This window comes from Enterococcus sp. DIV0358 (assembly GCF_051713465.1).
In the GTDB taxonomy this organism is placed as follows: Bacteria; Bacillota; Bacilli; order Lactobacillales; family Enterococcaceae; genus Enterococcus; species Enterococcus faecalis.
Genome location: NZ_JBIOPX010000001.1, coordinates 1,409,334 through 1,433,105, shown reverse-complemented (window position 1 = coordinate 1,433,105; position 23,772 = coordinate 1,409,334). Strand labels below are relative to the sequence as shown.

The window sequence follows — 23,772 nt, the reverse complement described above, 5'->3', positions numbered from 1 at the left end:
TTTACGTTGACTCTTTTAACTGTTTCGTCATTGTATAATCGGTATGACGTTCATTTCCCATATAAAATCATGTTCATCTGTTTTGACGAAGCCTAATGATTGATAAAATTTTTGCGCTGAATGATTATGTTCCCAAACACCTAACCAAACCGTCTCTTTTTCTGCTTCTTCTGCTAATTCAATTGCTTTCGTAATCAAATGTTTGCCTAAGCCTAAACGCTTAAAAGATTTACGAATATAAATGCGCTCAACTTGTAACGCTTGTGGATGTTGATAGGTAATCTGAGCATCACCGTGATTTAATTTCACATAACCTGCAAGTTCATTATTATAAAAAGCAAAGAAATATTGCGAATCTTTATGTAAGATTTCGCTTTCTAAAACTGCTGGACTAAATTTCCTCTCATAATGTGCCTGTAAATCCTCTTCGTTTTCGCCATCTCCATAAGTATCTGCAAAAGTCTCTTGGCAAATGGCCTCTAATTCTGGTACGTCTGCGACGGTACACTCTCTAATAAATACTGACATACTAAAACTCCTTTGTAGATTAAATCAACTGTTTAATTAAAATTAAACAAGGATTCCAAGCGTCCCATAATGTCGGAAAAACCTCAAGGCGCTTAAAACCCAATGATTCGTAAAAACGAATAGTATGATCGTACACGGAATAATTTCCTTCGTCAACTGTTTTGACTTGAATAAAAAAATAGTTATTGATAGAATACGTTTCCACGCTTTCTATCAATAACTTGCCGATACCTTTGCGATGATACCGCTTTTTAACTGCCATACAATGGATTTCTACTGTATCTTTACTTGTTTCTGAAAGTGTTATAAAACCGAGTATTTTATTCTCTACATCCTTTGCCACCCACATAGGTAAAGTGCTAGCTATATCGATATACTTGCGGGTCTCTTTTTCAAGGCCAAACCATTCTGGAAGATTAAACAATACTTCTTGTGCTGCCTGAGTCTTTTTATCTGCATTTTTTTCCCTTATAATTGTAAATTCTTTCAATTCACAACCTCCTTTTTGTTTACATAACAAAATTATTGTATACTCAATCCTTTTTATTAAATAATAGCATAGGTAGTTTAAAAATGTAAGTTAGTCATTTATTCTTTATTATTTCCTTAAAACGACGCCTTTTCTCGCTAAATCTGCCCTTCCTTTGTTTTTTTCTGTTAAACTAAACGTATTAAGTCTATGAGGAGCGTGCGTATATGGATTATCTGAACACCTATAAACGGTTGCTAGCATTGGCGGATGCAGGTCTTTTTTACGGGAAAGATGCTTTTGATCAAGAACGTTACCAAGAACTACGAGAACTTACGTTACAACTTATTAGCGCAACCGGACCCGAAGCGACTGTTTTGCCCGACTTAGAAAAAATCTTAACTAAAGAAGAAGGTTATCCAACACCGAAAGTAGATGTTCGCGGTTTAATAAAAAAAGAGAATCGTTTTTTATTAGTTGAAGATTTACGGACCAAAGAATGGTCATTACCTGGTGGCTATGCCGAAATTGGCTGCTCCCCTAAAGAAAATATTGAAAAAGAAGTATTGGAAGAAACTGGCTTAGTTGTTACAGCAAAAGAATTGCTTGCTGTTTATGATACAGATAAACGAAAAGACATTCCTCAACTATTTCAGTACTATAAAATGATCTTTTCTTGTGAGATTTTAGAAAATCATCCCTTTGAAAAAAACATTGAAACCTCGAATTGTGCTTATTTTTCTTTAGATAATCTCCCCCCTCTTTCTATCAAACGAACAACGAAAGAGCAATTAATGGCATTAATGAACCAAACAACTGGAGCGCTTAGTGACTAACAAAAAGGATGAAGAACTTCTGTTCTTCATCCTTTTTCTATTATTATTAATTACATATTTTCTAAAGCGGCTTGGGCTAATAAGTTTAAGTAGTTCCAAGGGCGATCAAAATGTGGTTGGAAGAAGAAATCAGAAATCGCTAAATCTTCGACAGTCATTTTATTTTGGACCGCTAATGATAAAGTATTGGCAGATTGTGTGATATCATATTTAGACATCAATTGACCACCAACAATGCGTTGTGTTCCTTTTTCATAGACTAATTCCATCAGAACTTTTTCAGTTGTTGGCATAAACTCTGGACGATAGTTATCTTCGAAAACAGTCGCTTCGACATCTAGTCCGTTTAATTTGGCACTTTCTTTTGTCACACCTGTTGAACCAATTTTCCAACCGAATAAATATAAACCAGAAGTTCCCTGTGTGCCACGATAAGCCAATTTTTGTTCAGTCAAATTACGACCTACTAGCATACCTTGACGAACAGCATTCGTTGCTAATGGGATATAATTTTTTGTTTGACTTGGGTTGTAGTGAACAACTGCACTATCACCCGCAGCAAAAATATCAGGATTGCTTGTTTGCATATACTCATTGACTTCGATTGCACCATTTGGTAACATGTCAACTTTATCTTTTAATAATTCTGTATTTGGACGGAAACCAACACACATAATCACCATATCTGCTTCGAATTCTTGACTTGGTGTAATGACTTTTGCTACTTTTCCTTGCTCATCTGCTACGAATTGTTGGACATTTTCACCTAAAGCTAAATTAACGCCACGATCAACTAATTCTTTTTCTAGAACATCTGTGAATGGCTTATCTAAATATTTATTTAAAATGCGGTCTAACCCGTCAACTAAAGTGACTTCTTTACCAGATTCTACAAAAGCTTCTACTAATTCAATACCAATATAACCGCCACCAACGACAACGACACGTTTGGCATCTTTCGCTTTTTCGATGATCACGTTGGCTTGTGAATAGTTTTTACATAATAAAATATTTTCAGCATCAATTCCTGGAATTGGTGGAATAATTGGCCAAGAACCAGTTGTCATCACTAATTTATCATAAGAAACGGTCTCAGTTGCGCCCGTTTGTAAGTTTTTCGCTGTAACAGTTTTGTCGTCCACGTTGATTTCTTCAACATTGTGTTCCATCTTCACTGTTGCTCCTAAAGAAGCCAGTTCTTCTGGATTTGAATAAAATAAATCAGCAGCATTTTTAACTACGCCTCCAACGTACAAGGCAATTCCGCAAGATAGGAAGGAAATATTGTCATTTCTTTCATATACAGTGACTTCCGCCTCCGGGTGATTTGCTAAAATACTTTTAACTGCTGAAGTTCCAGCATGGGTACATCCTACGACTACGACTTTCATGTTGTAAATCCCTTCTTTCACAATCTTTGTTTTGCAGAGGTGACGTCTCCCTCTGTCTGTTTAAAATATATCAGAGGAATCAAGCTTATTCGAGTTCTATGCTTGTGAATCGCATATAAAAAAATTCACAAACTGTTGTTAATTCTTAATAATAGCTAGTTAATTTTTTGTTTTTAAGAATTTAAAAGTCAATAACCACACAAAAAAACAAGCATAAGAGTGAAAACTCTTACGCTTGTGAAATTTGCCTAGACAAGTGACTTATCTTTTGATAAATTTTTAACAGTATGTAATTTTTTACACATTCTCCTGTTGTGCTTGTTGGCAATCTGGACATAATCCATATAATTCTAAACGATGTTCATTAATTTCGAAGCCTGTTAATTTACTAGAGGCCATTTCAACGTCCTCTAACCCTGGATAATGAAAATCAACGATTTTACCACATTTTTGACAAATCACGTGATAATGTTTCTTCGAACTAAAATCAAAACGACTAGATGCATCGCCATAACTCATTTCTTGAACGAAACCGATTTCAGTAAATAAACGTAGATTGTTGTAAACCGTTGCTACACTCATATTTGGAAAATGATCTTCTAGTGCGCGATAAATTTCATCAGCTGTTGGGTGTGTATGATTTTCGATTAAATATTCCAAGATAGCATAACGTTGCGGAGTAATTCGGATATTGGCTTCTTTTAATTCAGCGAGTGCATTTTTAACCAATACGTTGTCCATCTTTGTATCCCTCCCCTGTCTATCTTTCTTAAATAATACTATTTCTTATTACGATTGACAAGAATTATTGTAGGATTCTCGTGGAAAAAACGAGCATTTTACTAAACTAAGAGAAATGCTCGTTTTTTTGCGTGTTTTTTATTCTGGAAATTCGTAAAGAGCTGTCGAAAGATAACGTTCACCGTTATCTGGAACCAGCGCTAAGACACGTTTGCCTGCGCCTAATTCAACTGCCAAATCAATGGCAGCTTTAATTGCTGCCCCTGCTGAAATCCCCACAAGGATGCCTTCTTTTGGCCCCATTAAACGAGCAGTTTCTAATGCGTCTTCACTAGAAACAGCGGCAACTTTTTGATAAACGGTGGTGTCTAAAACTTCTGGGACAAAACCAGCGCCTATTCCTTGGATTTTATGTGGACCTGGTTCGCCACCTTCTAAAACAGGCGACTCCGTTGGTTCTACTGCAACAATTTCAATGTCTGGAAAAATCCGTTTCAATTCATGGCCAACTCCTGTAACGGTTCCTCCAGTGCCAACACCAGAAACAAACGCATCTAAGCCACGTTTACCAAAGACATCAACAATTTCTTTTCCTGTTTTTTGTTCATGTACCATTGGATTAGCTGGATTATTAAATTGCAAAGGCATGAAGTATCCGTGTTCTTCTGCTAATGCTGTGGCTTTTGCAATTGCCCCTTTCATTCCTTCGGCACCAGGGGTTAATAATAGATCAGCCCCATATGCTTGCATTAATTTGCGGCGTTCAATACTCATAGTATCTGGCATCACAATCTTAACTGGATATCCCAACGCAGCACCTACCATTGCTAACCCAATGCCTGTATTACCACTAGTCGGCTCAATAATCGTTTGTCCATGTTTTAGGCGACCATCTGCTTCGGCTTGTTGGATCATGCTTAAAGCAATTCGATCTTTCACACTGCCACCAGGATTAAAGAATTCTAGTTTAACAAAAACATCTGCAGCTCCTTCTGGTACCATCCGTTTTAATTTCACAACTGGGCTTTGACCAATTAACTCTGTTACTGATTTTACATAACCTTTAGTCATAATCCTACATCCTCCAATTTTACAAACAATATAATAATTCTTTCTCTAAGCATAGCTCAAAAAAACGATTTCTACCAGAAAAACGAATTTTAGTTTGTGAAAAATTAAATAAAAAAACGGATTATGCTCATCAAATAATTGCTGCTGGCCCTACCTATTTTCACGATAAAAGACCTTACAAAAACTACTGCTTTTGTAAGGTCTTTCTTCAACTAAATAATTGCAAAATTAACCGATTTGGATGGTTTGACCCACCGATAAAACAGAATCCAATGTTAATCCATTTAGTGACATTAAATTATCAACTGTCGTTCCAAAACGTGCAGCAATGTCCCACAATGTGTCGCCGTTTGCGACAGTGTAACTTTGACTAGCTACAGTTTCTGCTGTTGCTGTTGCAGAAGCCGCTGTATCGATTGTTGTATCAACGGTTCCCGTTGTATCTGAATAACTAGTGGTTTGAGCGACTGGTGCTCCCCAATCATATTGAGTTAAATTATATGCTTCAATTAACCAATTCAATTTTTCGGCATAGCCTGGATCAGTTGCATAACTTCCGGCTAAAGCGGCTGTTGCATCGCGATAACTGCTAGTATTACTCTTCCAAACGCCTGAATAATGGTATGTATCCCCAAAAGCAGTAGAACGAATAACATTGGCATGATCTTGGAACGATTCCGCATAAGAATTATAACTTCTAAATGCTGCTGTGACGGTCACCCATTGTCCGTCTAAATATTCTTTTGTTGGCATATAAACAGATTGTCCATTATAACTTCCTTTTACACCAAACAAGTTATAGTTCGGTGCAGATGCTAACCCAGAACTACCATAACTACTTTCTAGCAACGCTTGAGCAATCATGACGGAAGCATACATATCATTGCTATTGGCAACGGCTGCTGCTGAATTTCCGATTTCATTAATAAATGCTTGCTGGCTTGATTCTGCTTGGGCAGGTACCGCAGCACCAACCACAGGTGCTAAAATCATTGAAGTCCCCGCAACGGCGGTAGCACGTTTATAAGCTTTTTGCTTTTTAAGAGCTTTTTGAATATGTTTACTACTTCTTGTTAACTGTTCGCTCATTCATTTTTCCTCCTCACTGTCTCACTTTTCTATTTTACCGTTAATTTCCTATTGAAACAAGAAATAAACGTATTAAATTTTGAGTTTTAAAATTTCTGTAATGTAATTGAAATCTTGTTTGTATTTAATTAACCCTCTTCACACTTGTGAAAACAACCACTTCTTCTTTTCAATTTGATGAGATTTTTGTTATTTATCCTCTTACTTTTCTTTATTTATTGTGATAAACTTTTTAATGGACTTGTCACTTTTTGAACAAACTTTATAAGAGGAGTCTGTTTTTGTAGTCAAAACAACTATTGCCGAGTAGTTGTTGTATTACAAAATGAATTACATAGAAATGTAGGTGGTTAGATGAAGAAACAACAATCGGGTTTAACAAATCAAGTGACGTTTTTATTAGCGTTAACTTGCGGGGTCGTGGTCGCCAATATGTATTATATTCAACCAATTGGCACCCAAATTGCTCAGGACTTTCAAGTCAGTATTGGTTCTATTGGTTTTGTTACTATGCTGACCCAATTAGGCTATGCGCTAGGCTTACTTTTTCTTGTTCCATTAGGTGATGTCGTTGATCGCCGCAAATTAATCATTCGAGTAGCTGCGCTCTCCTCGCTGTCTCTAGGTGCTGCGTTTTTTGCACCAAGTTTTCTCCTGTTTGCATTCTCTTCTTTTTTTATTGGGTTGCTCTCTATTGCCGCCCAAATTATTATTCCTTATGCTGCGGTCATGGCGGGACCAGCAAACCGTGGTAAAGTAACAGGTCGAATGCTGGGCGGACTATTGACAGGAATTTTATTATCTCGAACGATTTCAGGTTTCATTGCTAGTGCAGCTTCTTGGCGAACAGTGTACCTAATCGCCGTAATATTCGTGTTAGCATTGGTCGTTCTACTCCAATTAAAATTGCCCAAAACAGTGATACATACTCAAACTTCAAATCGATTAACTTATTTAGGTTCTTTGAAAAGTCTTCCTAAGCTAATCAAATCGCAACCTTTGTTAAGAGAAGCAACTGTCAATGGCTTTTTTATGTTTGCAACCTTTTCAATCTTTTGGTCTACGTTAATTTTCTTTGTTAGTAGTCCAGCTTATTATTGGGGACCGAAAGAAGTCGGTATTCTAGCAATTTTTGGTTTATCGGGAGCTTTCGTAGCACCCATCATTGGTCGTCTATCCGATTATTATCCAGAACGGAAGATTGTTTTGATTGGCCTGCTGATGCAGTTCGGTAGTTTTATCTTACTTTTTCTAGGTGGAACACATGTGGTCTTACTAATCTTAGCAATTATTGTTTTAGATATCGGTACTCAATTTGGGCAAGTAGCCAATCAAACACGCGTCCAAAATTTGGGAGAAGAAGCCAGCAATCGTAACAATACCGTCTTTATGTTTTTCTATTTCATCGGCGGTTCACTGGGTTCATTGATTGGTACATTAATGTGGCAAAACTATGGTTGGTCTGGTGTTACTTTAACTGGTATTGGGTTCCAATTGTTCGCATTATTTTTTCACTTTATGCTCTTTGCTCCCAAAAAGAAATGAAGCAAAAAACCTGAATGCTATCACAAGCATTCAGGTTTTTTAATGTTTATTTATAGTGATTTATAGGTATTAACCACATTTTCAGGAGTAAAGCCGAATTTTTCAAGAACTAGACCGCCAGGTGCAGAAGCGCCGAAGTGATCAATTGTGATTGTTTTGCCTTCTGTTCCTACATAGCGTTCCCAACCAAAGCTTGCTGCAGCTTCAATCGCCACACGTTTTGTCACAGCTTTAGGTAACACACTTTCTTTATATTCAGCAGATTGTTTTTCAAACAAATCAAAACTTGGCATTGACACGACAGATACATCGATGCCTTCTTCCGCTAATTTCGCTTGTGCTTCCACTGCTAGATTTACTTCAGAACCAGTCGCAATTAAAATCCCTGCTGGTTGTTCACCTTTTTGTGGTGACAATACATAAGCACCTTTTTGAACAGAATCAGAAGCGTGTTCTAACGTTCCTTCTAAAACAGGTAAGTTTTGACGACTTAGAACTAAAATAGTTGGTGTTTCCGTAGAATTCATAGCAATTTTCCAAGCAGCAACAGTTTCATTGCCGTCTGCTGGACGAATCACATGAACATTTGGAATGCAACGAACACTTGCTAATTGCTCAATTGGTTCGTGTGTTGGCCCATCTTCACCCACCGCAACAGAGTCATGCGTTAAGACGTAAGTTACAGGAACTTTTTGTAAAGCGGCTAAACGGATTGCTGGACGTAAGTAGTCAGTAAAGACGAAGAATGTCCCGCCATAAACATGGCTACCACCGTGTAATTGAATCCCGTTCATTGCTGCAGCCATTGCAAATTCGCGAACACCAAACCAAATATTACGGCCTTCGTATTGACCAGGTTCGAAATCTTTTTCTGCAGCAACCATTGTATTATTTGAGGCTGATAAATCAGCTGAACCGCCCCAGAAACTTGGAACAACTTTTGAAATAGCTTGAATCGTTTCTTTACTTGTTACACGACTTGCGGCACTTGTTCCTAGTTCATATTTAGGTAATTCTTGTTCCCAACCTTCAGGTAATCGGTTGGCAAAAGCTTCTTTAAATTGTTTGGCTAATTCTGGATGCGCATGTTCATAGTTCTTAAACATCTCATTCCAAGCCGCTTCTGCTTTTTGGCCTTCGTCAATCATCGTTTCTTTAAAACGAGCAGCGACTTCCTCTGGCACAGTAAAGTCAGGATATTCCCAACCATAAACAGCTTTAGCCGCTGTAATGCCCTCTTCACCAATTGGCGCGCCGTGAACGGAAGAAGTTCCTTCTTTTGGTGCTCCGTAACCAATGACTGTTTTAACTTCAATCAATGTTGGTTTATCTGTTTCAGCTTTAGCCGCTTCAATCGCAGCCTCTATTTCATCTAAATCATTGCCATCTTTAACTAAAATATGTTGCCATCCGTATGCTTCATAACGAGCCCCAACATTTTCAGTAAAGGCTTTAGAAGTTGGTCCATCTAATGAGATGTCATTTGAATCGTACAAGACAATTAATTTACCTAATTTCATATGACCAGCCATTGAACTTGCTTCTTGAGAAACACCTTCCATTAAATCGCCGTCACCACAAATTGCGTACGTATAATGATCCATAATAGGGAAACTATCACGATTATAAGTTGCAGCTAAATGCGCTTCAGCCATTGCCATACCAACAGCCATAGCAATCCCTTGTCCTAGAGGTCCTGTTGTTGCTTCAACACCATCTGTGTGGTGCACTTCTGGATGCCCTGGTGTTTTACTATCCCATTGACGGAAATTTTTCAAATCGTCAATTGTTACGTTGTATCCTGATAGATGTAATAAGCTGTACAACATTGCAGAGCCGTGGCCTGCTGAAAGTACAAAACGATCACGATCAACCCAGTTTCTAGAAGTTGTTGGGTTCACCTTTAAATGTTTTGTCCAAAGTGCATACGCCATTGGGGCAGCACCCATTGGTAAACCAGGATGTCCTGAGTTCGCTTTTTGTACGGCTTCAATACTTAATGTCCGGATTGTATTAACGCCCAATTGATCTGTCTTGTCAAACAAAAAAATCATCTCCTAATTTAGGTTTTTTTTACCTTTATTCATAGTGTAGCTTATTTCGACAATGAAAGCAATTACTTTCTGTTGTGAAGTCCTTTTTCACGTTGAATTTGTTTTAGTTTTTCAGGAGTCACATCGGTCCCTTCTTGATTCACGACCTTCATTCCTTCAATATGGTGACGCATCCCTCCACGAAATGCTTCTAAATACTCTTTACGTAATTCTTGTTGTTCGACTTTTTCTTTCGCACTAAGTTCTTCCACTTTTGCTTTATTCGCTAATTCATTTATACGGGCAATTTTTTCTTTCGATAACATCAAAATCCCTCCTTACTCTCACTGTCTATATTATAAGAACTGCCTTAAAAAAACAACTATATTCTGATATTTATAAAACACGAACGCTTGTTTGATTTCGTTCGCATTTTATGGTACACTAATTTTATCAATTGAAAGAAGGTGCGGGTTTTGGCGAAACGTACAGAAACAAGACAATTAGAAGTACTTAAATATATATACGAACAAGTCGAATTAAAGGGTTATCCGCCAACCGTTCGCGAAATTGGGAAGGCTGTTGATTTATCCTCAACTTCTACCGTTCACGGACATTTAGCTCGTCTTGAAAAAAAGGGTCTAATCTTACGTGACCCAACAAAACCGCGAGCAATCGAATTAACACCAGAAGGCTTGGAAAAGATCGGGATTCAACCGACAACTATTCCGATGTTAGGTGTCGTAACTGCTGGTGAACCAATTTTAGCGGTGGAAGAAGCATCAGATTTCTTCCCGTTACCTCCTGATTTACGTACAGAAGAAAATGCTTTATTTATGTTGACGATTCGAGGAGAAAGTATGATTAACGCAGGTATTCTAGATGGCGACCAAGTGATTGTTCGTAAGCAATCGAATGCCAATAATGGCGACATCGTAATCGCAATGACCGATGAAGATGAAGCAACCTGTAAACGATTCTTCCGAGAAGTAGATCATATCCGCTTGCAGCCTGAAAATGATGCATTAGCGCCTATTCTTTTAGATAACGTTACAATTTTAGGTAAAGTTGTTGGTTTATATCGCAATCATATTTAATAAAAAAAGGAAGTCACTCTGTTGAGCGGCTTCCTTTTTTGCTTGTTAACAAGTGAATAGCCTTTTGGGCTTCCTCGATAACCTCTTCTTCAGTTTCTACAGAAAGTAGATAATTTAAAGCTTCTAAACTTTGCTCGGGTTCTCTTTTTGCGAGCTGACCTAACGACCAAGCAGCTGTTCCGCGAATGACAGGACGCTGATCATTTAAACAGAGAATAATTTGTGGGATAGCTTCACGGCCGCCCAAATTCGCTAACGCAATTAAAGCATTCCGTTGCAATGGTTTTTTACCACGCCAAGAGCCTGCTAAGTGTCCGAATTGCTGTTTAAATTCTTTATTGGAAATAGTTAATAACGGTGCCAATTTGGGATAAACTTCTTCAATCTTTGGTTCCATCTCTTCATGAAAATGAAAATCTTTTCCTTTATTATAAGGGCAAACCAGCTGACAAATGTCGCAACCATAAATGACGTTACGCATTTTTTTCCGATACTCTTCAGGCATCATGCCTTTTGTTTGCGTTTGATAAGACAAACATTTTTGAGCATTCATTCGACCGTCCCCTAACAAAGCCCCTGTAGGACACCCTGTGATACAACGAGTACAATCACCGCAACCATTTGGAACAGGTTCATCTGGTTCAAATTGAATGTTGGTGGTCACCTCACCTAAATATACAAAGGAACCAAATTCTTCGGTAATCAGTAGACCATTTTTACCAATGAATCCTAAACCCGCCCGCTGAGCAACAGCGGTGTCAACATATTCGCCAGTATCTACTTGTGGCCGAAAGCGCCAGTGTTCTTTTTCTGCTTCAGTGGCAGCTTGCTCTTCAATAAAAGCAATTAATTTTTGCAACCGATCCTGCAAAATGTGATGATAATCAATTCCCCAAGAGGCTCGCGCAAATTGTCCACGCTTTTCATCTCTAGGCATTTTTTCCTGAGCTTTGGTGGGATAAGCTAAAGCAATGGAGATAATACTTTTAGGATGCTCAAACGTTTTTTCTGGGTAAATTCGTTCTTCCACATTTTGATGTTCAAATCCCGAGTTATATCCTCGCTCTCGTTGTTCATGCAGAGAATCTTCTAATTCAATAAATGGTTCAGCATGAGTAAAGCCGATTTTATCGATGCCTAAACGTTGACTCTCTTGAATAATTTTTTCTTTCAATGTCGGCATTGCTCATGCCTCCCTTCATTTTATTATTTATCGTTTCGATGATACGTTTCATAGTCATGTGCATAGAGATTTTTCTCGTCCACGACGCCGGGAACAGTGGCAACTTTTTCCCAAACAGACCAGTCAATTTCTGGAAAGAAGGTGTCGCCTTCAAATGTTTCATGAATCATCGTCCGATATAAGACATCGCATGCGGGAATCAGTTCTTTAAAAACGACAGAACCTCCACCAATAACGGTCACGCCTTCATAGTTGTCAGCATACGCAAGAATCTCCTCTACGGAATGCATAACCAAAACGCCTTCAGCTTGGTAATCCAGATTACTGGTAAGAACAATCGTTGTTCGATTTGGTAACGGACGACATCCCATGCCTTCGAAAGTTGCACGTCCTAAGACCAATGTATTATGAATTGTTTTTTCCTTGAAAAATTTCAAGTCGTTGGGTAAATGCCAAGGCAATTTGCCTTCTTTACCAATCACTCCTTGTTCATCTTGGGCCCAAATGGCTGCTAACATAGCTTCTCTCTCCTTTTTATACGGCAATCGGCGCTTTAATCGTTGGATGTGGGTCATAGCCTTCTACTTTAATATCTTCCATATCAAAATCAAAAACAGAAGCCTTGTCTGGATTCAAAACGAGCGTTGGGAAAGAACGAACTTCTCGTGATAATTGTTCTTGCATTTGTTCCACATGATTTTGATATAAGTGGGCATCTCCTAGCGTGTGTACAAACTCCCCCACTTCTAAACCTGTTTCATGCGCAATCAGATGTGTCAATAAAGCATAGCTTGCAATGTTAAAAGGAACACCTAAAAAAACATCGGCACTGCGCTGATAAAGTTGACAGCTTAATTTTCCTTCATTTACATAAAATTGAAACATAGTGTGACAAGGCGGCAACGCCATTGAAGGCACATCTTCTGGATTCCAAGCGGAAACAATTAAACGGCGAGAATCAGGATTGGTTTTAATCATTTCAATCACATTAGCTAATTGATCAATAAAGCTACCATCTTTGGTTTCCCAGTGACGCCATTGCGCACCATAAATATTCCCTAATTCACCATATTTTTCTGCAAACTCTGCATCATTTAAAATGGCGTCACAGAATTTTTGATGTTCTTCTTTGTATTGTTCTGCAAATGCTGGATCTTGTAAGACACGATGCCCAAAATCCGTCATGTCTGGTCCTTGATAATCTGCGCTTTTTACGTAACGTTCGAACGCCCATTCATCCCAAATATGATTATTTCGCTCTAACAAATAACGAATATTCGTGTCGCCTTTTAAAAACCACAATAACTCACTTTTAATCAAGCCAAACGGTACTCGTTTGGTTGTTAGTAATGGAAATCCTTTGGCCAAATCAAAACGCATTTGATAACCAAATAAACTATACGTCCCAGTTCCTGTACGGTCTTCTTTAAAATGACCTTCTTCTAAAATCTTTTTTCCTAGCGCTAAGTATGCTTCTTCCATCTTATTCCCTCCGTCTCTTAATCCGCGTATTCACTCAAGTATTCCCAACGATTCATTTTTTCTTCTAACAATTGTTCCGTTGCTGTTACTGCTTCTTGCAATTCTTGTAAACGAACAAAATCATCACCCTGATGATTCATTTCTTCAGTTAATGTTTCTAATTTCGTTTCTAATTGTGTGATATCTTCTTCAATTGTTGCCCACTCTTTTTGTTCCATATAAGTCAGCTTTGTTTTTTCTTTCTTTTCTGTCGATGCTTCTTTTACTGGTTTATTGAGTGGCTTTTCTTTGACCTTTTCTTGTTCTTTTTGGTTCGCCAAATATTCACTCATCGTGCCATAAAATGATAGGATCTGACCATTTCCTTGAAAAACTAACAATTTATCCATTGTTTTATCCAAGAAATAACGGTCATGAGAAACCGCAATTACCGCTCCTTTGAACGTTTGAATATAATCTTCTAAAATGGTCAACGTATCAATGTCTAAATCGTTGGTTGGCTCATCCAATAATAACACGTTAGGCTGACTAATTAATAATTTTAAGAGATATAACCGGCGTTTTTCTCCACCAGACAGTTTGCCAATCAGTGTGCCATGCATAAAACGAGGAAATAAAAAGCGCTCTAACATTTCAGCGACCCCAACGCTGCTTCCATCACTGCGTTTCACTTCTTCTGCTGCTTCTTGCAAATAAGCAATCATCCGTTGATTAGGATCCATTTCTTCGTTTTGCTGGGTATAATAGCCAATTCGGACGGTTTCACCGATACTATATAGGCCACTCTCTAAAGGAATGCGGCCAGCTAAAATATTTAATAATGTGGATTTGCCTGCACCGTTTTTACCAGTAATGCCAATTCGATCGTTTGCTTGAATGAGTAAATTAAAGTCTTTCAAAAGCTGTTTATGATCAATGGCATAATTTCCTTCCTTGATTTCCAGAACTTTTTTCCCTAAACGCTGCGTGGCAAAGTCTGCTTCTAAGGTGCCATTGGTTTGTACCTGATGCAAGTTTTCTTTTAAATCCTGAAACCGATCAATTCTTGCTTGCTGTTTCGTTCCTCGTGCTTGAACGCCTGCTCGCATCCACGCTAGTTCTTGTTTGAAGAGGCGTTTTCTTTTTTCTTCTTGTTCTACAGCGACACGTTCACGTTCGGCTTTTTCCATCACATACGTTTCATAGTTTCCTTTGTATTCATACAGTTTTCCAAAAGAAAGTTCGAAAATCCGATTGGTTACTCGATCTAAAAAGTAACGGTCATGGGTCACCATTAAAACCGCACCACGATAGTTATTTAAAAAGTTTTCCAGCCATTCAATCGTTTCATAATCCAGATGGTTCGTTGGTTCATCCAATAACAGTAAATCAGGCGCTTCAATTAAGACTTGCGCTAAGCTTACTCGTTTTAACTGCCCACCAGAAAGCTCACCTATTTTCTTTTCCAATGTGGGAATGCCTAATTTTTGTAAAATAATTTTTGCATTGGTATCTGCTGTCCAAGCATCTTGTTTATTCATGGCTTCTTCTGCTTGCGTGTAACGTCTTTGAACCCCTTCGTCTAAACCATTCTCACTTAAAGCAGCTAACGCTAATTCATAATTTTTGACCGCTTTTATGATCGGGCTGTCTCCCTGAAACACGGCTTCTGCAATCGTAATATTCTCATCAAATGTTTGATTCTGGGAAAGGTACCCAATTTGATAATCACTTGGCTGCTGAATCGCAGCAAGATCACCATCACCGCTATCTACGCCAGCAATAATATTTAATAAACTGGTTTTCCCTGTGCCGTTAATCCCAATTAAACCAATGCGATCTTTTTCATGAATCAAAAAAGAAAGATGATCAAATAGTGTTTTTTCCCCATATGTTTTGGTTAAATCTGTTACTTTTAATTCTTTCACCGACACTACCAACTCCTTCTATTTTGGTCTTGCTTATTGTATCAAAAATTGGATTATAAAAAAAGTGCATGAGATAAAAATCGTCTTGGTTTCATCTCATACACTATTACTTATTCTTTATTAAAATTTTTAACAAATCGTTTCAGCGGAACGTTATTCACTTCGCCGCTAATCGAATAACTCTCTAATAAATTGACATTTTTTCGTAACTCGTTCGCTTCGATAATTGAAATGCGTTCAGATTGTTCGTAATGATCAATCATCCGTCGTTCTTCTTGGAAGCCTAATAATAGGTCTTTGACATAGTCTGTCTCCGTATGAACAATATATGAATCAATAAATTCGCCTTTTTCAAACTTATGGGCTAAATCCAAGCGTCCGTCAATGAAGAAATCAATTAAATCATCATCATAGACACCGCGCAAATTATCTAAACTCTTCAGAATAACTTGAGAATTTCTTAGAAAAACTTGGCGAATATTTTCTAGTTCTTCATTTCGTAATTCTTTTTCTTCTTCAGAAGCTTCACCACGATTGAAAAATAGCTTAGGATGTAAAAGAATCGAAATGATTTGTCGAGCAAATAATAACCAAAAGCCTACAATCGATAATAATTGTTTGGCAATCGACCGTTGCATCCGTGTAATCAAGCGTTGATACATACGATAACTTCTGACACTAATTTCTCCTTGTTTCAGACTTTCTTCTAAGCCGTCTCGTTCAATGGACACAATTAACGTCCGCAACTCTTGCACTTCTTGTTTTCGTTCTGCACTTAGCTGCTCGGTATACAATTCTTTTAAACGATCTTGATAATTTTCAATGACCGCATTCATTTCACCACGAGGATTTTCTTCATTTTGCTGTTTTAAGACATCAATGACATCACGTAATAAATCAATTTCGACTGACTCTTCATTTTCCACTTCCGTCTCTGAATCAGTTAAAAATGGTAAAACTAGAATCCCACCAATCAGAGTCACCAAAATAACACAAGCCGTAATGAATAGTAATAACGGTCGTTCTTTAAAATGCTCGCCGTTAATCGCTGTTGGCAAAATAAAGATGGTGGCTAAACTCACTGTTCCTTTAACACCGCCAAAAGTTAAAATCAGCATTTCATTCATTGCGTTTTTAACTTTCTTAAGGCCATGTTGAAGCGTGTAAACACTGAAAATGGCTAAGAAACGAATCAAAAAGACAACGGCGCTAATAATTAGAACAACCATTAGTAGGAACCAGTTTGAATATTGTTGGTCAATCCAAATTGGCGAAAACACTTGAGAAAGTTCAATTCCTAAGAATAAGAAAACTAAGGCATTTAAAGTGAACTCAATCATACTCCAAATACTTTCGCCAACATTTGACAGCTCTGCTTCAAAAAGCGAAACTTTTTTCAAACTAGATGCTTGCATAATTCCAGCAATCACAGCAGCAATAATTCCAGAAACGCCAATCAACTCTGAAATTAAATAAGCAATAAATGGCAAGAGTAATTCAATCAACAAGTAGCCTGTAACATCTTTTGCCACTGCGGTTTCAAGCAAATGAACAATTTGCTGTTTTAATAGAACTAACACGATTCCGACTACCGCTCCACCAATGCTGGAAATAACCAAGGTCCCTGCCGCTTCCACCGGCGAAAATGACCCCGTTAATAAAGCCGCTAATGCAAATTGAAAGGCTGTAACGCCTGATGCATCATTAATGAGTCCTTCACCAGATAAAATGTTCATCGAACGTTCAGGAATGTCAATTCGACCTGATAACGAACCTACCGCCACCGCATCCGTTGGCCCTAGAGCCGCTCCAAAAGCGAAGCAAGCGGCTAATGGTAAAGTAGGCAAAATCATATGCAGGGTCCAGCCGACTCCGACTAAGGTAATTAACACACCAAAAAAGGCCAAGAAAAGAATCATCCCGAAATTTTTCATCATTGCTTTCAGATTGATTAGCTCCCCTTCTCTAAATAAAAGCGGTGCAATAATCATTACTAAAAACACTTCAGGCTCAAATTCAATTTCCTGCCCCATTTTAGTTAAACCAATTAGAACGCCTACAATAATTTGCACAATTGGCAGCGGAATGACGGGAACAATCCGGTTGAATATGTTTGAGAAGGTAATAGACAGTGCAAAAACAATGATTAGAAAGGTAAATTCCATCCTATCATTCCCTTCTATATTAAATTTTTATTGACTTACCGATCAAAACATTTAAGTAATTTTTTCTTTTTAAGAATAATTTTCTTTTCGACTTCTTCTAACTCAGAACTGCGTTCGCAAAGTTCCAATTGAGCGCGTCGTGCTTCTAAACGAAGAAGTTCTCCTTTAATTAATTCAATTTTTTTGTAGCGTAAGAAATTTTTCTTTTGCATACGTTCTGCAAAGTGTTGTCGTTTTTCTTCAGGGATTGCTTGATATTTCTTTTTCAAGTCAGCGACACACTTTTCAAATTCTTCACTCACCGAAACAACTTCCTTCCAAAATTTAATCTGACTAATTATAACAAATTTTACCAAAAGTACAAGCAAAATTGCTTTCTTTTTTTTAAAAGAAATTCAGACAAAACTTAACGCGGGAAAAGCTGATTTCTAGGAGCTGAACATGGTTAATCTTCATTAACAATAATATCAATTTCTGCCTCTTCATTCATCCGTGTTGAAAGAAAAAGAACCATTTCTTCTAGTGGCGCAGAAAAGCGTAAAACCACCCCTCTTCTGCCTTTTTTTAAATACCCTAAACGAATACCGTTCGACTTTTGAACAAGGACAATCTTTTCGATATCTTTAAAGGCCGTGCCCCGATTGTCAAAAGGATGCGTAATAATACAGTCCTCCGCAAAACCTCTTGCATCGTAAAGAAAACTGAAGATAATCAAAATATATAACACACTTCGAATCATTTCAATTTTATCTCCTGCCAAAAATACATTGGCCAGAATCATTAAACTAAAAAAAGCAACTAAATATTTTGTTGTAGGATGTTTTGCAGCCGGAATTACAATACTTTTACGTACGAAGTAAAAGTAACCATACATAACGACGACAAATAAAAATAGCAATAACGTAAATCCATCGATAATCACAAACGACTCCTTTATTTCTTTTTCTTTTGAATATCTGTTAATATATCATTTATTTCTTTAATTTCTTTTTTTGATTCGTTAATCTTTTTGATAACCGCCTCACGGTTTTTTCCAGGCGGTAAGTCAATTGATTCTTGGTAGTAGTTTGCTAAAGCTTGAACTTTTTTCATTTTTTCGCTTTGCAACAAGGCTATATTTCTTTTCATTTAACCGCCTCCTCTTCCTTAGTATACATTACTTTGTAAGGAATTGCTTAATTTGCAAGATATTTTCTAATAAAAAGGAGTAATTTTACATTTTCTTATAAACAAAAAGTATTCGGCTGAGTAACAGCAGCAAACGATAAAATAATAGAATAAAAGATGAGACAGAAGTAGTTTACTTTTGTCTCATCTTTTATTATTGAGCTGAAATCGCTAAACCAATTGCTTTTTCCCCTAGGTGGGTCCCAATAACTGGACCAAAATGACCGATTTCAATTTCTGCATTTGGGTATAGCTTTTGTAATTTTGCTTGTTCTTTTTCAGCAACGATGCGGTTATTGGCATGAATCACATACAGTTTAACTGGTGCTTCAATCCCTGCGTTTCGTTCACCAATAATCTTTTCTGCACGAGCAAAAGCTTTCTTTGTTGAACGGATTTTTTCAAATAATACAATTTTTCCATCTTCAAAAGTCAAGATAGGTTTAATCTTCAATAGCCCAGCGATCAAGGCTGCGCCATTCGTTAAGCGACCGCCACGAACTAAGTTGTTCAGATCTTCTACAATTAGATATGCATACGTATTGTCACGAATTAAATCTAATTTGGCAAAAATTTCTTCTAAGCTGGCTTTTTCTTCTGTTAAATCTAAAGCAGCTTCTACCATGTGTCCCATTGGCATACTTGTAATTTTTGAGTCATATGGATACAAAGCAACGCCTGGGATTTCATCAGTAAGTCCGTGCAATGTATGAACAAAACCAGAGATTCCTGAAGAAAGATGAATGCTGATGATGGTGTCGTACCCTTGTTCAGCGATTGATTTGTAAAGCTCTAACACTTCTCCTAAAGCAGGTTGTGAAGTCGTCGGAAATTCTTTACTATTATTTAGCAATGCATAATATTCATCTGCTTCAATGTCAATGCCTTCGTTGTATATTTTTCCATCTAAAATGACTGGGATGGGAATTACAAAAAGATTCGGATGATCTTTAATGCGCTCGGGTAAATAAGCTGTACTATCTGTCACAATAGCAATTTTCATTTTGTAACCTCGTTTCACTAATTTTCCACGTTGTTTCTAATATAGCATAAAAAAGGATATTTTAAAATGCTTTCCTTATTCGTTCAGGAATTTTTCGATGGCGTCAGCATTTTTTTGTTCATCTACTTCTAAAATACTGCCTGCATAAGAGGATTCACCAAAATTCCAAGAATCTGGTACCGGAACCGATAATGACTCAACCCCTGCTTTTCCTTTAATCAGCAATGATGGTCCGTTCGTTAGCATGAAACTGACAGGCACATCTGTCGACATATAGCCGACTAATTTCCCAAGTGATTCTGGGGTTCTTAATAAAGTCATTGGATTTTTCATTTGGCTCATTACAGCTGACATAACTTGTTGTTGGCGACGAACCCGACCAAAGTCGCCTTCTTCATCCATCCTAAAGCGAGCGTATTGAAGTAAGACATGTCCATCCATGACCTGTTGCCCTTTTTCAATATCAACGCCATCTAAATTCAGTGATTTTTCTGCATCGATTTTGACACCTTTTGGAAACATAGAGTCAACAATTTTTTCAAATGATTGGAAATCTACCTTAGCATAATATTTCGTATCTAAATTAAAGTTTTGTTTTAACGTTTCACGAACCAATTCAGCACCGCCATAAGCGTATGCGGCATTAATTTTATTCGGCCCGACACCAGGAATGTCCACGAATGTATCACGCATAAATGAAATTAATTTCGGTTTTTTTGATGGTCCATTTAGTTGGAGAACCATTATTGTGTCGGCTCGTCCAGCATCTTCCCCACGTGTATCGCTGCCAAGAATTAAAATATTCTTAGCCCCATTGCTACTTTTGACACCATTAAATGTTTCTACTTTTTCTTGAGGCAACGAGTCATCATGTTCTGCTGCAGATTTTCCTTTTAAAAACATGACTGTACTATAGGCAAATAACAGAATCAATAGGATCACTAGCCATTTGAAAAAGCGTTTTGTTTTTGATTTTTTACGTTTCTTTTTTGGTTTCTTGTCTTTTTTTCCGCGGGGTGGTTGGTCAGAACCGTTGCCACCACCTGAATCTGTTTGGTGTCGCCTCTCACTTCTGCGACTGTCCTCAGTATAGCTGTCTTCGTAAACTGGCTCTTGAAGGCTTTCAGCTAGTTCTTCTGGTTCTTCTTCTCTATGTTCACCCATTGATTTTCGGGGATTAAAGGTCTTTTTATGCTCTGCTGGTCTCGATTTTTCATGAATATGTTTATAACGATCTACACGACTCATCGTGTCACTCCTTTACCTCTGTGTTTTATCACCTTTCTTAGGATACCTCATTTCGCAGGAAATTCCTATTACAAATATGTAATTTAATAAAAAATGAAACTCACTTTATCTAATAAGTAAGCTTCATTTTCATTTTTAACTCTTTAAAGTGTGGACAAAACATAGATCGGGTAATCCCCTAAAATTTTTATTTCTGCGCCAATCAGTTCCAGTTCTGTTAAAGCTGCTTCAATTAGTTTTTCTGGTTGATCATTCACTAAGTCCATTAAAAAGAAGTACTCTCCGAGCTTTGTTTTCAACGGCCGCGATTCTATTTTGCTAAGATTAATCCCTCGCCAACTAAACACGCTTAATGCTTTGTGTAAAGAGCCAGGAACATTACTTGGCATCGTAATCGCCAGCGTTATTTTTTTCTCAGATAGCGGGAAAGAAATCGCTAAATTTTCAGAACCAAGAACCCAAAATCGGGTTTGATTTACCGATAAATCTTGTATATTTTTTTCAACAATGGTCAAATCATACATTTTCGCAGAAAGTTTTGGTGCAATAGCTGCAAAAGGTAATTCTGGATGTTCTGCAATGTATTTGGCGGCGTAAGCTGTTGAAGGCGTTGCTTCTAAAATCGCTTCTGGAAAGTTTTTCTCTAGAAACATCTGCGATTGAGCTAATGCTTGCGGATGTGATAAAATTTTCTGACTTTGTTGCCAGATCGCTTGATTCTCTTTTGCCACCATTAATTGTTGTTGAATCGGTAAAACCAACTCTGCTTGGACAGGTAACTGCGCTTGATGATACAAATAATCTATCGATGCATTAACGGTTCCTTCAATCGTGTTTTCTAATGGGATAATGCTACATGCCACTTCTTGCTGTTCAATTGCTTTCAAGCAAGCTGGAATCGATGCGTACGGTATCAATGTAGCATCAGGAAAAGCAGCCAACGTTGCACTGTACGTAAAGGAACCAATCGGACCTAAATAACCAACTTTCATCGTTTCTCTACTCCTTTAATTGTTGCAGAATTTCATTGATAATTTCTTCTGGCGAGCGATTGGTCGTATCAATTGTCATCTTCGCACATTCTTCATAAAAATTTTTACGAGACTCAAATAAAGTAATGATTTCTTTTGAAGAACGTTCTATAGCTAAGGGTCGTTGGTTTTCAGTATCTTCTCTGATTCTTTTTAACAGCTCTTCTGGTGTCGCATGTAGATAAATCACTTGCTGAAAAGATTTTAATAAGCTACGATTTTCTGGTCCGACAACAATCCCGCCCCCAGTTGAAAGGACGGCTGTATTTTTTGACAGCTCCTTTAAAAGTTGGGTTTCCTGTTCTCGGAAAGCTGCTTCACCATATTTTTCGAAATAGTCAGGAATTGAGCGTCCTATTTTTTCAATTAACGCTGTATCTAAATCAAGATGAGGCATCTTTAGTTTATTGGCCAAACTTTGGCCGATAGTTGTTTTACCCGCGCCCATGAAACCAATTAAAACAATGCTTTCCATGGTTCGTTATCCTCCTTCGTTAACAACTTAAACGTTCTAAGTCGTCAAAAAATGCTGGATAAGAAACTGAAACTGCTTCAGCCTTATCTAATTCAACAGTGCCTTCTTTTACAAGTAATGCAGCAATTTGTAACATCATCCCGATACGATGATCCCCATAACTGGTAACTCTTCCACCATGTAAAGAAGTTGGTCCATGTATAATTAAGCCATCATCAGTAGGCGTGATGTCGGCGCCTAAAATTGTTAATTCTTTCGCTACTGCATCAATCCGATTGGTTTCTTTGACTTTCAATTCTTCTGCATCTCGAATGATTGTCGTGCCAGTAGCCTGAGTAGCTAACAAAGCAATAATCGGTAACTCATCAATTAAACGTGGGATAATAGCGCCACCAATCTCTGTAGCTGTCAATTGACTCGTTTTTACAAGTAAATCGCCAGAGTGATTGGCCTCATCTTCATTTAAAATAGTGACGGAACCACCCATGTTTTTAATCACATCTAAAATACCTGTCCGCGTTTGATTTAAGCCAACATTTTTCAGAAGTATCTCGCTATCTGGGACTACTAAACCCGCAACTAAAAAGAAAGCTGCAGAAGAGATATCACCAGGAACTACCACATTTTGACCTGTTAATTGTTGCGGTCCAGTTAACATAATTTTTTTATCGTCTACTTCAAGTGTTCCACCAAATTGTCGAATCATCTCTTCTGTATGATCACGTGTCTTTTCTTTCTCAACCACTACAGAAGTGCCCTCGGCTTGCAAAGCGGCGAATAAAATAGCCGATTTCACTTGAGCACTCGCAACAGGCATTGTGTAGTCAATCGGTTGCAAATTTTGAGTCCCGCGAATAGAAATTGGCGGAAACTCCGTTTGTTGAACCCCTTGACATTCCGCTCCCATTTGGTTTAAAGGAAGCATCACACGATTCATCGGTCGTTTAGCAATAGACGCATCACCAGCTAGGCGCGTTTCAAAGGGACAGCCAGCTAAAATGCCTAGCATTAGACGAATTGTTGTCCCTGAATTTCCAACATCAATTGTATTCTTCGCCTTTTTTAAGCCTGCAAATCCTTGCCCCTCAACGGTGATTGTCGTCCCGTCATCTTCAATGTTCACACCTAAAGAACGAAATGCCGCTAAGGTACTTAAACAATCTTCGCCTCTTAGAAAATTTGTAATCGTCGTTTTTCCAGAAGAAATCGCTCCAAACATAATACTTCTATGGGAAATCGATTTGTCGCTAGGAACCATCAGAGTCCCTTGTAAATGTTTCACATTTGTACGTAGTTGCACCCTCATCACCT

Annotated in this window: 23 protein-coding genes and 1 pseudogene; 3 read left to right on the top strand and 21 right to left on the bottom strand. The window is 37.8% G+C overall.

Annotated features, from left to right (window positions below; genetic code table 11):
* Position 1: 1 nt before the first annotated feature.
* Together IGK70_RS07055 and IGK70_RS07050 are read right to left on the bottom strand one after the other, a co-directional pair.
* Positions 2–528 (bottom strand): annotated as a pseudogene (locus tag IGK70_RS07055) (GNAT family N-acetyltransferase).
* 19 nt (positions 529–547) lie between these two features.
* Positions 548–1,048, bottom strand: a complete 501-nt coding sequence (locus tag IGK70_RS07050) for a GNAT family N-acetyltransferase (RefSeq protein ID WP_104855741.1) — start codon at positions 1,046–1,048, stop codon at positions 548–550.
* Positions 1,049–1,224: 176 nt separating this feature from the next.
* Here IGK70_RS07050 and IGK70_RS07045 point away from each other — a divergent pair, with 176 nt between their 5' ends.
* Positions 1,225–1,833 (top strand): NUDIX hydrolase N-terminal domain-containing protein, encoded by a 609-nt coding sequence (locus tag IGK70_RS07045; protein WP_002363964.1) that lies wholly within the window; start codon positions 1,225–1,227, stop codon positions 1,831–1,833.
* A gap of 50 nt (positions 1,834–1,883) precedes the next feature.
* On the opposite strand, the gene IGK70_RS07040 is transcribed toward IGK70_RS07045, so the two are convergent.
* The 4 genes from IGK70_RS07040 to IGK70_RS07025 all read right to left on the bottom strand — a co-directional run bounded on the left by IGK70_RS07040 (position 1,884) and on the right by IGK70_RS07025 (position 6,125).
* Positions 1,884–3,224, bottom strand: coding sequence for an NADH oxidase (locus IGK70_RS07040; RefSeq protein ID WP_002369384.1), 1,341 nt, complete (start codon positions 3,222–3,224; stop codon positions 1,884–1,886).
* A 297-nt stretch (positions 3,225–3,521) separates the two neighbouring features.
* Positions 3,522–3,965 (bottom strand): Fur family transcriptional regulator, encoded by a 444-nt coding sequence (locus IGK70_RS07035; RefSeq protein WP_220421648.1) that lies wholly within the window; start codon positions 3,963–3,965, stop codon positions 3,522–3,524.
* 138 nt (positions 3,966–4,103) lie between these two features.
* Positions 4,104–5,036, bottom strand: coding sequence for a cysteine synthase A (cysK, locus tag IGK70_RS07030; RefSeq protein ID WP_010775844.1), 933 nt, complete (start codon positions 5,034–5,036; stop codon positions 4,104–4,106).
* Positions 5,037–5,264: 228 nt separating this feature from the next.
* Entirely contained in the window at positions 5,265–6,125 is an 861-nt protein-coding gene (locus IGK70_RS07025) for a glucosaminidase domain-containing protein (RefSeq protein ID WP_002357562.1), read from the bottom strand.
* Between the two features lie 354 nt (positions 6,126–6,479).
* Here IGK70_RS07025 and IGK70_RS07020 point away from each other — a divergent pair, with 354 nt between their 5' ends.
* The gene (locus tag IGK70_RS07020; RefSeq protein ID WP_153853778.1) at positions 6,480–7,670 is read left to right on the top strand and encodes an MFS transporter; all 1,191 of its coding nucleotides are present in this window, start codon (positions 6,480–6,482) and stop codon (positions 7,668–7,670) included.
* A 50-nt stretch (positions 7,671–7,720) separates the two neighbouring features.
* On the opposite strand, the gene tkt is transcribed toward IGK70_RS07020, so the two are convergent.
* Both tkt and IGK70_RS07010 read right to left on the bottom strand, forming a co-directional pair.
* Positions 7,721–9,715 carry a transketolase gene (tkt, locus tag IGK70_RS07015; protein ID WP_025193365.1) on the bottom strand — a complete coding sequence of 665 codons (1,995 nt, stop codon included), beginning with the start codon at positions 9,713–9,715 and terminating at the stop codon, positions 7,721–7,723.
* Between the two features lie 71 nt (positions 9,716–9,786).
* Positions 9,787–10,029, bottom strand: a complete 243-nt coding sequence (locus tag IGK70_RS07010; protein ID WP_438775202.1) for a DUF896 family protein — start codon at positions 10,027–10,029, stop codon at positions 9,787–9,789.
* A 150-nt stretch (positions 10,030–10,179) separates the two neighbouring features.
* On the opposite strand from IGK70_RS07010, the gene lexA reads away from it, so the two are divergent.
* On the top strand, positions 10,180–10,800 hold the full coding sequence (gene lexA, locus IGK70_RS07005) for a transcriptional repressor LexA (protein WP_002357566.1): 621 nt from the start codon (positions 10,180–10,182) through the stop codon (positions 10,798–10,800).
* A gap of 13 nt (positions 10,801–10,813) precedes the next feature.
* Here the strand turns inward: lexA and queG are convergent, their stop codons facing one another.
* The 13 genes from queG to aroA all read right to left on the bottom strand — a co-directional run bounded on the left by queG (position 10,814) and on the right by aroA (position 23,767).
* Complete coding sequence (gene queG / locus IGK70_RS07000) at positions 10,814–11,983, bottom strand: tRNA epoxyqueuosine(34) reductase QueG (protein WP_002366694.1); 1,170 nt, start codon at positions 11,981–11,983, stop codon at positions 10,814–10,816.
* A 23-nt stretch (positions 11,984–12,006) separates the two neighbouring features.
* Entirely contained in the window at positions 12,007–12,501 is a 495-nt protein-coding gene (gene dfr, locus IGK70_RS06995; protein WP_002366693.1) for a trimethoprim-sensitive dihydrofolate reductase, read from the bottom strand.
* A 16-nt stretch (positions 12,502–12,517) separates the two neighbouring features.
* A complete protein-coding gene (locus IGK70_RS06990) occupies positions 12,518–13,465 on the bottom strand; it encodes a thymidylate synthase (RefSeq protein WP_002357569.1) in 948 nt (315 codons plus the stop codon).
* Between the two features lie 17 nt (positions 13,466–13,482).
* Positions 13,483–15,372 (bottom strand): ABC-F family ATP-binding cassette domain-containing protein, encoded by a 1,890-nt coding sequence (locus IGK70_RS06985; protein ID WP_002365663.1) that lies wholly within the window; start codon positions 15,370–15,372, stop codon positions 13,483–13,485.
* 110 nt (positions 15,373–15,482) lie between these two features.
* The gene (locus IGK70_RS06980; protein WP_002360309.1) at positions 15,483–17,537 is read right to left on the bottom strand and encodes a cation:proton antiporter; all 2,055 of its coding nucleotides are present in this window, start codon (positions 17,535–17,537) and stop codon (positions 15,483–15,485) included.
* 35 nt (positions 17,538–17,572) lie between these two features.
* A complete protein-coding gene (locus IGK70_RS06975) occupies positions 17,573–17,905 on the bottom strand; it encodes an ACP phosphodiesterase (protein WP_002357572.1) in 333 nt (110 codons plus the stop codon).
* A gap of 77 nt (positions 17,906–17,982) precedes the next feature.
* A complete protein-coding gene (locus IGK70_RS06970) occupies positions 17,983–18,459 on the bottom strand; it encodes a hypothetical protein (RefSeq protein WP_104855742.1) in 477 nt (158 codons plus the stop codon).
* A gap of 11 nt (positions 18,460–18,470) precedes the next feature.
* Entirely contained in the window at positions 18,471–18,665 is a 195-nt protein-coding gene (locus IGK70_RS06965) for a hypothetical protein (RefSeq protein ID WP_002357574.1), read from the bottom strand.
* Positions 18,666–18,858: 193 nt separating this feature from the next.
* Positions 18,859–19,707, bottom strand: coding sequence for a DegV family protein (locus tag IGK70_RS06960; RefSeq protein ID WP_002382324.1), 849 nt, complete (start codon positions 19,705–19,707; stop codon positions 18,859–18,861).
* A gap of 75 nt (positions 19,708–19,782) precedes the next feature.
* Complete coding sequence (locus tag IGK70_RS06955) at positions 19,783–20,955, bottom strand: LCP family protein (RefSeq protein ID WP_002365661.1); 1,173 nt, start codon at positions 20,953–20,955, stop codon at positions 19,783–19,785.
* Positions 20,956–21,098: 143 nt separating this feature from the next.
* Positions 21,099–21,947, bottom strand: coding sequence for a prephenate dehydratase (gene pheA, locus IGK70_RS06950; RefSeq protein ID WP_104855743.1), 849 nt, complete (start codon positions 21,945–21,947; stop codon positions 21,099–21,101).
* A 7-nt stretch (positions 21,948–21,954) separates the two neighbouring features.
* Complete coding sequence (locus IGK70_RS06945) at positions 21,955–22,461, bottom strand: shikimate kinase (RefSeq protein ID WP_220421651.1); 507 nt, start codon at positions 22,459–22,461, stop codon at positions 21,955–21,957.
* 19 nt (positions 22,462–22,480) lie between these two features.
* Positions 22,481–23,767, bottom strand: coding sequence for a 3-phosphoshikimate 1-carboxyvinyltransferase (gene aroA, locus IGK70_RS06940; RefSeq protein ID WP_002420201.1), 1,287 nt, complete (start codon positions 23,765–23,767; stop codon positions 22,481–22,483).
* Positions 23,768–23,772: the final 5 nt, after the last annotated feature.